11 protein-coding genes and 1 tRNA gene are annotated in these 9700 nt (G+C 61.2%); 8 read left to right on the forward strand and 4 right to left on the reverse strand.

Annotation, left to right across the window (positions count from 1 at the left end; translation table 11 throughout):
• Positions 1–13 precede the first annotated feature (13 nt).
• From F3J19_RS04895 to F3J19_RS04925, 7 genes are all read left to right on the forward strand, one after another.
• Complete coding sequence (locus F3J19_RS04895; RefSeq protein ID WP_167038049.1) at positions 14–913, forward strand: hypothetical protein; 900 nt, start codon at positions 14–16, stop codon at positions 911–913.
• Entirely contained in the window at positions 910–1347 is a 438-nt protein-coding gene (locus F3J19_RS04900) for a hypothetical protein (RefSeq protein ID WP_167038368.1), read from the forward strand. The genes F3J19_RS04895 and F3J19_RS04900 overlap by 4 nt, the downstream gene beginning before the upstream one ends.
• Complete coding sequence (locus F3J19_RS04905) at positions 1340–1753, forward strand: hypothetical protein (protein ID WP_167038370.1); 414 nt, start codon at positions 1340–1342, stop codon at positions 1751–1753. Before F3J19_RS04900 ends, F3J19_RS04905 begins: the two co-directional genes overlap by 8 nt.
• Complete coding sequence (locus F3J19_RS04910; protein ID WP_167038372.1) at positions 1750–1941, forward strand: hypothetical protein; 192 nt, start codon at positions 1750–1752, stop codon at positions 1939–1941. Before F3J19_RS04905 ends, F3J19_RS04910 begins: the two co-directional genes overlap by 4 nt.
• Positions 1938–2870 carry a hypothetical protein gene (locus F3J19_RS04915; RefSeq protein WP_167038374.1) on the forward strand — a complete coding sequence of 311 codons (933 nt, stop codon included), beginning with the start codon at positions 1938–1940 and terminating at the stop codon, positions 2868–2870. Before F3J19_RS04910 ends, F3J19_RS04915 begins: the two co-directional genes overlap by 4 nt.
• Positions 2870–3235, forward strand: a complete 366-nt coding sequence (locus F3J19_RS04920; protein ID WP_167038376.1) for a hypothetical protein — start codon at positions 2870–2872, stop codon at positions 3233–3235. The genes F3J19_RS04915 and F3J19_RS04920 overlap by 1 nt, the downstream gene beginning before the upstream one ends.
• A 168-nt stretch (positions 3236–3403) precedes the next feature.
• Entirely contained in the window at positions 3404–4633 is a 1230-nt protein-coding gene (locus tag F3J19_RS04925) for a site-specific integrase (protein WP_167038378.1), read from the forward strand.
• Positions 4634–4680: 47 nt separating this feature from the next.
• Here F3J19_RS04925 and F3J19_RS04930 read toward each other — a convergent pair.
• Positions 4681–4767: transfer RNA gene (locus F3J19_RS04930), tRNA-Leu, on the reverse strand.
• 230 nt (positions 4768–4997) lie between these two features.
• Here F3J19_RS04930 and F3J19_RS04935 point away from each other — a divergent pair.
• Positions 4998–5831, forward strand: coding sequence for a squalene/phytoene synthase family protein (locus F3J19_RS04935; RefSeq protein ID WP_167038381.1), 834 nt, complete (start codon positions 4998–5000; stop codon positions 5829–5831).
• A 190-nt stretch (positions 5832–6021) separates the two neighbouring features.
• Here the strand turns inward: F3J19_RS04935 and F3J19_RS04940 are convergent, their stop codons facing one another.
• From F3J19_RS04940 to F3J19_RS04950, 3 genes are all read right to left on the reverse strand, one after another.
• Positions 6022–7284 carry a DUF1501 domain-containing protein gene (locus F3J19_RS04940; protein WP_167038383.1) on the reverse strand — a complete coding sequence of 421 codons (1263 nt, stop codon included), beginning with the start codon at positions 7282–7284 and terminating at the stop codon, positions 6022–6024.
• A gap of 111 nt (positions 7285–7395) precedes the next feature.
• Entirely contained in the window at positions 7396–9030 is a 1635-nt protein-coding gene (locus F3J19_RS04945; protein WP_167038385.1) for a DUF1800 domain-containing protein, read from the reverse strand.
• 301 nt (positions 9031–9331) lie between these two features.
• Complete coding sequence (locus F3J19_RS04950) at positions 9332–9658, reverse strand: hypothetical protein (protein ID WP_167038688.1); 327 nt, start codon at positions 9656–9658, stop codon at positions 9332–9334.
• Positions 9659–9700 lie beyond the last annotated feature (42 nt).

Raw genomic sequence — 9700 nt, forward strand, 5'->3', positions numbered from 1 at the left:
CGAGTACACCATCATGACGACGACAAAAGACGAAGCGCAGATTCGCGCGAGCATGACGAGCGAACAAATCCAGCTTGAACGCAAGCTTACGTGCGAGGCAATCGACGGCGCGATCGCATTCGGCTACCAGAACACGAACGCGCCGCCCAGCGACGATCATTGGCTCGCACCGTTTTGGAAGATCGGCCGCAAGCAAGCCGAGCTCGAAGCGTCTGCCGCTCCCGAGGCGCACGCAGACGCCGCACCGGTTACGGATGCCGTCGCGACTATCCAGACGCTGATGCTCGACTGGATCAACGTCAAGGCGGGCGCCGAAGCTAAGGCCGTCTGGAACCGCATCGAAGAAAAGCTCGTTGCTCTCGCTGCTGGTGGAGTGGTGCAAGAGCCGCGCTATCAGATCCAAGTAAAAATTGGCTCGAAGAGTTCGCTCTGGTTTGATGTCGAGGCAGAAGAATGGGAGCGCAAAGACCCTGCTGACTTCGACAAGCGCATCGTCTACGCCGCTCCGCTCCCTCGCGAAGCCGCGACTGTGGCGGCCAGCGATGTGCAGTGGGAAGCGCATCTGCTCGAAGTCGTCGAGCACACGATCGACACGATCGGCCGCCAGCTCGAACTGATCGCCGAGCGCGCGCCGGGCAAGTTCCTCGACAAGACGCCGATCGTCCGATCGCTGACCGCACACAAGCAACGGCTCGAACGTGCCGTCGCCGAACGCAACGCGTCGTTTGCCGCCCCCCCCCAAGATGCTGCGGCTGTGCCGCTGACGGATGAGCAGCGCGAAGCAATCGAGTTCTCGGCGACCAGCCTTGAACGTAGTTGGACCGCTATCGACCGCGCTCGTGCAACGCATCTGCGCGCCCTTCTCGCCGCAACCCCCACCGCAGATAGCCAAAACAAATCGGAGGAAATGTGAGCCAGCCAATTTCAGGTTTCTTGTTCGATCAAGAAATGAAGGATGCGGGATTTACCCGGCATGAAATGAGCAATCAGCGCTTGCGCGATGCGGCGTATAGGATTCTGGTTCGAGGTCGGCTTTATAGATTCAATGACGCCGACGAAATCGAATATGGCGTATCGGGCCCGTTTAATGACGACGAATCGAGGTCGGCAGATAGCCAAGACGAGCGGGCGGCGTCGCTTGATGTTGAGGTCCGCGCGTTTCTCGAAAACCTCGCGAAAGCCAACAGTGAGCCCCTAAACAGCGTCGCGGCATACAGGGACCGTGCCAGCCGCGTCGATTGCATGCTCAGCATTCGGAACCATGCGCGCGCATTGCTGGCCCGCGCCGCATCTTCAGCCCCTTCCCACGCTTCAGCGGCTGGGGCAGAGGGAGCGCGCCATGAATGACGCGAGAAGGTTTATTGAGTTAGCCGAAAATTTACGTGCCGACAGACCGGACGCCGCCTCAGCTATTGGTGAATTGCTCAAAAGCCTGAGTGCCATATCCGATGCGAGCGAATCATCGCGGCAAGAATCGTTACGTCAAACTGCTCGTATTGCCGATCTTGAGCGCCAACTGCAAATGGTCAACGGCATTCGCTACCAGGAGATGAGGCTGATACTTCCAGAAGGTGGAAGCATTATATTGCGCTGGCCCGACCACATGACGGCCGAAAGCGCGGATATGTTGCGTGATGTTTTCGAGCTTCAGATGAAAGCGCATGCGCAGTTCATGCAGAAGAAAGGCAACCTTTCTCGGCTCAACGACGCTCCCGCTTCATCTACCGGGGATCAGGGGGGGGTGGAGTCGTGATCTACACGCTGATTTTCACTGTCACCTTTTATGCCTATGGCAACAACCACACCATCGTTCACGTCGAACACGACTATCCAACTCGCGAAGCCTGTCATGCCGCCTACGACATCGCCAGCGATCAGATCAATCGTTCCGAGGGCGCACCGAGAAGCATTTCGGGTACCTGCCTGAAGGTAAAGCAATGACCGCCAACCCTACCACGCCAGATGGAGCAATGATGCAACTCACAGATGAACAGATTGAGGCGCTTGCTGAAAAGCATACGGGGGCCATGTACGATGAAGACAAAGAACGAAACGTGATGCGGCTGGATATTTACGGCTTCGCCCGCGCCCTGCTATCTGCAGGCAAGCCTGCCGCGAGTCTGCCGCACGGCTGGCGCATTCGAATCTTCGACGACAACGCCGCAGTGGTTGAGAAAGATGGCCTCGGCGGCATCGTGTGCAAATCGGATGACGAAAGTATCGCCTCGGCAATTTTGCGCGAACTGGTGGGCGACATGCTCGCCGCTCCCGTCGCCCCTGCTGCGCCGCTGACCGATGAACGCATCCTTGAAATAGTCGGAGCGTCCACAAAGCATCTGCACGACGCCAGCCTAATCGTGCAAGTGGGAACAGAAATCCGCGCACTCCTAGCCGCCTTTCGACAGCACGCCCCTGCTGCGGTAGCGCCGATGACGGATGAACGCATCATTGAAATCGCGCGCAAGCACGTTTTCATCCCGAAGCACGAAGAGGGCGTGACGCCTGACGAACTACTGAATTTCGCGCACGCCATTCTCGCCGCCCGTACGCCTACCGTCGCAGCAGATACGGCAGCGATCGAGCGCGACGATCCGAGAATCATCGCGGCGGCGAACCGAGGCTATAAGACGGGGCTGGATGACGGTAAGGTGCTTGGTGCACTGGCAGCGCAGAACGACCAATTTACGCAGTCCCACAATATGGTTGCGCAGCCCGACGAGGGCGCAGAGAACGTCGACGACCCGGTGCTTGTTCCCCGCGAATTGCTCGGGTCGGCCTGCTATGCCATCGACAAGAAACGTGATGCACCAGTCGTGCTCGCGAAGCTCCGGGAGATCGCGATTCGCGGCTGCCGCAGGCAGGAGGTGTGATGCCATACGCGCCGAAGAATGCCACGCCCGAACTGATCCTTTCTCTCATGAAGCCGGGCTCCACCTACGCGCCGTACAAGCTGGGTCACAAGGTCGGCATGTCATCAGCCGACATCAAGGTGATTCTGCTCGATCTGGTCGCCGCGGGAAAGGTAGAGGCAACAAAGCCGCACAAAGGCGTGCGTTTCATCCTCGCCAATACGATGCGCCTTCGAGAAAAGGTTGTCGAAAAGCCGGTCATCGATCCAGCAACCATCGCAATGCCGCGCACGTTCGAAGTGATGAGCGGCCAGCTTGTCGGCTATGACGCGGAGATCGCGCGCCGCCGGGCGCTATGCATGTTGATACGCAGTAACGGGGAGTGACATGTGGATAGTGCGCTTTGTAACAATTGCCAAATTTTGCGAATTAACCGGCATGACGCCGGCCGCCGTCTATACGAAAAAGTGTAAAGGCGTGTGGCTTGAGGGCAGCGTGTGGCGCTATGCACCCGGATCGAAAACGATCCTGATGGACATCGAGGCTTACGAACAATGGGTAGAAAAGGGACCGGAGTTACCATCATCTCGGACTCCAGTTATGAGATCGCCTTCAATTACAAGGGCAAAAGGTGTCGCGAGCGCGTCAAGGCCACCCCTTCGCCTGCCAACACTCAAAAGCTAGAAAAATTCAGGCAGAAGTTGTTGTTCGCAATCGAAGATGGAACGTTCAATTATGCTCAGGTATTTCCGAATTCGAAACACGCAGCCCAGTTTGCCGAGATGCCAGGCGAGGTGCTCACCGTCGAAAAATATTTCGATGATTGGCTCACCAGAAAGAAAGTTGAGGTTAAGGCATCGACGTATCAGGGGTATAGCGGGATCGTCAATAATCACGTCATCCCCAAGTTCGGAAAGTTTGCACTATCTGAGTTGAAGCGCGCCGCCATTCGAAACTGGCTGTCGAAGTTCGATGAAAAGAAAGAGCACATGGTCACCAACAAGCGCCTCTCAAACATACAGAGTTGCATGCGCTCTGCCCTTACCGATGCTGTCGACGATGAACTGATTGAATCGAATCCGCTCGCAGATTTTACGTATTCGCGCGCAGAGCGGCCCGACGAAGACGAGCCGGACGATGATGTCGACCCGTTTTCACCCGAAGAGCAAGCGGCTGTGATCGCGAAGTTGCGCGACGGCGAAAACAACCTTTTCCAGTTTTTCTTCTGGACTGGACTCCGCACCTCTGAGGCTGTCGCCCTCAACTGGTCGGACATCGATTTGACGCATGGTTATGTGCGCGTGCGCCGCGCGATGACCGGCGAGGCGAAAGGAATTGCCGAGTTCCCCAAGACTGCCGCCGGGCGTCGAGACGTGAAGCTGCTCGCACCCGCGCGCGCCGCCCTGCTTGCACAGAAGGTGTTGACGTATATGGCCGACGCCGACGGCGCGGTATTTATCAACCCGACGACGCGCGAACGCTTCACTGGGCCGAAACAGATTCGCAAGGTATGGAAAACAGCACTGAAGCGCGCGAGCGTGCGGTATCGTCGCCCCTATCAAACCCGTCACACGTACGCGTCGATGATGCTCTCGGCCGGCGAGCATCCGATGTGGGTGTCAAAGCAGATGGGCCACCGGGATTGGACGATGATCGCGCGCGTATACGGTCGCTGGATGCCGTCTGCAGACACTGAAGCCGGAAACAAGGCCGTCGAAAAGTTCGCGGGAAATACTGGCATATTTGCTGGCAAATCTTCCGTAAACCCGGCAAAAACTGGCTAGATTTTTAACGGCAAAAATATCAGATTCGTTAAAAATCAAATAGTTAATGGTGCGAGGAAGGGGACTCGAACCCCTACACCCTTGCGGGCGTCAGGACCTAAACCTGGTGCGTCTACCAATTTCGCCACCCTCGCAGCCGGGCACGCCGCGATGCGTCTTGCCCGCTTGTCCTGTTCGCTCAAAAGCACGCACAAGGCGCGCCCAAAAGCGTAAGCGCGAGATTCTAACCGATTGATTCGCGCTTGTCTGCCCCTGCCGATATCTGCGCGAGCGGCGCCGATGCTACAATTTTCGGCTCGATGCAAAGGCGCCGCGACATCCGCCGAGCACTCTTCCCGTCAGTCCTTCCTCACACGCCAAGCCAGTGAATTTCGACGAATACTGCCAGCAGAAAGCGGCGCCGCCAGGATCGGGCACCTACTATGCGCTTCGCCAGGCGCGCGCGGCCAGTCAGCCGCTGTTGACGGCGCTCTTCGCATTGCGCCGCGAGTTCGAGGAGACGGTCAAGGAAACGAGCGACCCCACCATCGGCCGCACGAAGCTCGCCTGGTGGCAAAACGAAATCGCCGCGCTGGCCGGAGGCTCGCCGTCGCATCCGGTATCGAAGGCGCTGGCTGCGTATCTGCCCGATGTGAAGATGGAATATCCGGCATTGCAGGAACTGCTCGGCGGCTTCGAGATGGACCTCGACCAGGCACGCTATCTCGACTATCCGAATCTGCGGCGCTACGTGCGCGGCGTCGGCGGCAGCTTTGCGGCGCTGGTTTCACGCGCCGCGGCGCCTGCCGCCCACGACGCCGCACCGGATTCGAACTGGGCCGCGCCGCTCGGCGAGGCGCTGATGCTTGCGCAGTTCGTCGCGGAAACGGGCAACGACGCACGCCACGGGCGCATCTACATTCCGATCGACGAGATGCAGCGCTTCAACGTCACCGCGGCCGATCTGATCAACCGCAAATACACCGACGCGTTCACGGAGCTGATGCGCTTCGAAACGAGCCGCGCGCGCGATGCGGTGCAGACCGCGCTCGCCGCGGTGCCCGCTGGCGCGCGCCGCGCGCAGCGCACGCTGCTCGCGCTGGCCGCGCTCGCCCTGGCGTTGCTCGACGAGATCGAACGGGACGGCTATCACGTGCTGCATCAACGCATCGCGTTGACGCCGATCCGCAAGCTCTGGATCGCCTGGCGCGCCAAATAGGCTCCAGTCAGAACCAATCAACATCAATCAGCACGAACGGTCATGGCGAACTCGCAGCGGCGACTCGATAAAACCGCAATAAGCCCGCGATAACGCCGCAATCAGAACGCCACCGCAACGCAACACCGGCACGCAGCATCGAGGTGCGTCGGATCGCGCGCAAAACCCGAACGGCCCCGACCGCGCCAACTCAAACGCGCAGCAGCGGCAGCGGCTCGAATCGCTGCTGCAGAATCGCCGGCGCATCGAGCCCCCACCAGGGGCCGAGCACCGTCGCATAAAGCTCGCGAAAATCGACGCCGACCGGCAGATTGCCGTTGCCATCGAGCCGCGCCAGCATCGGCGGCACGCCATACAGGCCGCCGCGCACACGGCCGCCCGTCACGAAATGCGGTGCCACCGTGCCGTGGTCGGTGCCGTTGCTCTGGTTCTCTCGTGGACGGCGCCCGAACTCCGCATACGTCATCACGAGCGTATCGTTCCAGCGGCCCAGTTCGACGAGCGCCGCCTGCATCGCCGCGAGTCCTTCCGCGAACTGCCTGAGCAGCGCGGCCTGCTGACCCGGCTGGTTCTGATGCGTATCGAAACCGTTCAGCGTCAGGCGGATCACGGCCACGCCCTGCCCGCCCCGTGGCTGCCGTCTCGGCGTGCCGGCAGGGGGCACCGGCTGCGCCGCCTCGCTCGCGGCGAGCACCTGCATCGCCGTTCTGATCGAACTGCCGAACGCGCCGCCCGGAAACGCGGTCTTCAATGGCGGCTGCCCCTGCACTGGACGCAGGCGGTCCGCGGCTTTCACGATGTCGTTTTCGACGTCGAGAATATGCGCGAGCTCCGGATTGCGCTCGTGCAGGGACACCGGCACCGCGAGCCGCGACGCCCTGACGAATTGCACAGGATTGACGAGCGCAATCGCGCGCGCGCCATTTGCGAGCGGCCCCATTTCGGCGCTGCCGATCACCACGCCATCGGCTGCAAAACCGGCCGGCACCGGCTTCATCGCGAACGCGCGCGTGAGCCAGCCGTCGCGCAGATATTGATCGGAGCGCGAAGCCGTGTCCCAGATCTCGATCGAGCGGAAATGCGAAAGATTCGGCTGCGCGTAGCTCACGCCCTGCACGATCGCGAGCTGGCCGCCGCGCCACAGCGGCATGAGCGGCTGCAACGCGGGGTGCAGCGCAGTGCGCTCGTCGAGTTGAATCGCCTGCTCGCGCCGGATGGCGATGTTCTTGCGCAGCGCGTAGTAGGTGGGATCGGCGAACGGAATCACAGTGTTCAAGCCGTCGTTGCCGCCTTTCAGCTCAATCAGGATCAGCAGATTGTCGTAGCCGCGCCCCGTCGAAGCCGGCGCGCTCGCGACATTCGGCGCATCGGAGAACCCCGCGCCGAACGCGCGCGGCAGCCATAGCGAGGCACTCGCTGCCGCGCTCATCGAAAGAAAGCTGCGTCGTTTCATGCTGCACCTCGTCGTGATTGTGCCGGCGCGAGTTTCACCGCCGCGCGGCCGGCGCCGACAATCTCCAGGCACCGCTCGCTTGAACTCCTGCTTCAATTCCTGCTTCAACGCTTACTTCAGCTGATAGGCCGGGTCCATCAGCAACGCTTCGAGATACGCGCTCGCAGTCGAATCGGTTGCGATCGCATCCACCGGCGTGAACGGCAGCACCGCGTGCTGCAACTGCAATTCGGCCGACAGCCCGAGCCTCGCGGTCGGTGAAGTGTTGTAGTGCGCAAGCCAGCTCGCGATGTCAAAGCGTACGCCACCCTGCCCCTTGCGCGCCATCGACATCGTGCGTGGCGGCGTCGCGCTTACCTGACTGGCTGCCGCTGTCCGCGCGCCGCGCGCCTCGTTCTTCGCGCTCGCCGGGGCGCTCATGCGCGCGGGCATCGCGGTTTCGGTCGCGCGAAACAGTTGCTCGACGAACTGCTTGCGCGCAAGCAGCGTCGAGCTATTGATCCACGTCGTGCCACCCGGCCAGCCTCTGACGTTCGGCGGATAGAACAGGTTCTCGCCGAGCGTGCGAACCTGCGCGGCGAACGGCTCGGTGTTGTCGTAGCCGATATCGAATGCGCGCAGCGTGCCGACCACGAACTCGACCGGCGACTTCACGAGCACGCCGCGATTGTCGTCGCTCCAGAACGCGTCGCTCAGAAAGAGCCCGCGCAGCGCGACCTTGATGTCGTAGCGGCTCGCGCGAAACTGCACAGCAATCGGCTCGATGAGCGCGGGGTCGGGCGTGTCGGAGACGAATTCGCGCCAGAGCTTCGTGGTGACGAACGTCGCCGTTTCGGGCTGTGCAAGCAGGATGTCGAGCACCTGATCGCCGTCGAACGTACCGGTTTGCCCGAGCACGGTCTTCTCGCCGTCGTCATGCTGGTTGGCGCGCCACACGTACGTCTGCGTATCGGGATCGAGACTCCAGCCCGTGTAGGCGCGCGCGGCTTGCGCGACGTCGCGCTGCGTGTAATGCCCCTCGCCGAGCGTGAACAGCTCCATCACTTCGCGCGCGAAATTTTCGTTGGGATTGCCTTTGCGATTGCTCGCGCCATCGAGGTATTGCAGCATGGCCGGGTCTTTCGCGACATCGTGCAGCAGCTCGCCGAAATGACCGAGCGCGTGACGACGCAACAACATGTTTTGCTGCGCCATCTGCTGCGGAAACTGCACCTTGTCCAGCCCCGACGTGAAGTGGTTGTGCCAGAAAAGCGTCATGCGTTCGGTCAACGGCGAAGGGGTGCTCAGCATCTCGCGCAGCCACCATGCTCGTAATAGTTCGTAACGCTGGGTGCGCAGGCGTTGTTGCTCGATACGCTGTTCCGGCGTCCATGCCTGACGTTCGGCTCGGGTCGGAATCGGTTCGGCGATCCAGTCGGGAGGCGGCACGAGCGCTTCGCTTCGGGTGCTCGCGAGCAGCTTGTCGACGGCCTGCTCACGCGTGAGTCCCGCGTATTGAGCGAGCTCGGCGTTATCGGGCGCGAAGCCGACACGCGTCAGAAAAAAGCGCGCGTCGTCGGGATCGAGAATGCTTTGCGCGCTTCCGGCCGCGGGCAATGCGGTCGCCGCGGCCGCCGGCGCGCGATGCGCGCCGTGCACGACGCGCTGCTGCGCGAGCGCGTCCGTTGCACCGTAGGTCAATGCGGCCAGTGCCGTCGCCGAAACGAAAAACCACGGCTTGCAGCCAACACGTCGAAGAAGTTTCATGATCGCTGATCCGGGTTTTCACGACGTCACGCGTCGAGGCTTTCGCGCAAACGTGCAGGCGAAATGGGCCATGCACTGACGGCTCAACGGCACAACGGAACAGGAAGTTGACGCTGAAGATGCAACAGGATTTTTCAGGCGGCGCGATTCGTATCGGGCGGATATTACGCAGGCATCAAGCCGGCATGGCCTGACGCATCGCTTGACACAAGCACCTTGAAACACACCGGTACGCGAACGTTTGCGTGGATGGAAAATGCCTCTGCGCAGGCACAAACCGGGCACCCACGCCCGCGCTCGGCTAGCGCTTATACAGCTCGCGCACGGCGTCTTCGATATGCTGACGTAGCAGACGCCGCTCTTCGGGCGTCATATGGCCGTCGCGACGGCGTTGATCGAGATCGGGGGGAACCACGGTGCGCATCATCACGTCTGATGCAGGATGATCGATGGCCATGTTGTGGTGATTGGCTCGGCCATTGCCCGGGTGGGGCGCGCGTTCACTCGCGGCTCTGTCGGCGAGCGGCTGCGCATGGGCGAGCGTCGGGCTCAGTGATCCTGCGAGCGTACCGGCTACCGCCAGTGCAATCACGCTCAGGCGCACATTTGGCCAAACCCCTCCCTTCATGTTGTTCCCTTCGTGGCGCGGCAACCGGCTACCTCAGATGCG

Origin of the sequence: Burkholderia sp. Ax-1724 (assembly GCF_011752995.1) — a bacterium.
GTDB lineage: Bacteria > Pseudomonadota > Gammaproteobacteria > Burkholderiales > Burkholderiaceae > Paraburkholderia.

What these genes read in the sequence shown, in the direction of transcription:
- F3J19_RS04895 (WP_167038049.1), top strand. Translation starts at nt 14, where the DNA reads ATGACGACGACAAAAGACGAAGCGCAGATTCGCGCGAGCATGACGAGC.
- F3J19_RS04905 (WP_167038370.1), top strand. Translation starts at nt 1,340, where the DNA reads ATGAATGACGCGAGAAGGTTTATTGAGTTAGCCGAAAATTTACGTGCC.
- F3J19_RS04915 (WP_167038374.1), top strand. Translation starts at nt 1,938, where the DNA reads ATGACCGCCAACCCTACCACGCCAGATGGAGCAATGATGCAACTCACA.
- F3J19_RS04920 (WP_167038376.1), top strand. Translation starts at nt 2,870, where the DNA reads ATGCCATACGCGCCGAAGAATGCCACGCCCGAACTGATCCTTTCTCTC.
- F3J19_RS04925 (WP_167038378.1), top strand. Translation starts at nt 3,404, where the DNA reads ATGGGTAGAAAAGGGACCGGAGTTACCATCATCTCGGACTCCAGTTAT.
- F3J19_RS04940 (WP_167038383.1), bottom strand. Translation starts at nt 7,284, where the DNA reads ATGAAACGACGCAGCTTTCTTTCGATGAGCGCGGCAGCGAGTGCCTCG.
- F3J19_RS04945 (WP_167038385.1), bottom strand. Translation starts at nt 9,030, where the DNA reads ATGAAACTTCTTCGACGTGTTGGCTGCAAGCCGTGGTTTTTCGTTTCG.
- F3J19_RS04950 (WP_167038688.1), bottom strand. Translation starts at nt 9,658, where the DNA reads ATGAAGGGAGGGGTTTGGCCAAATGTGCGCCTGAGCGTGATTGCACTG.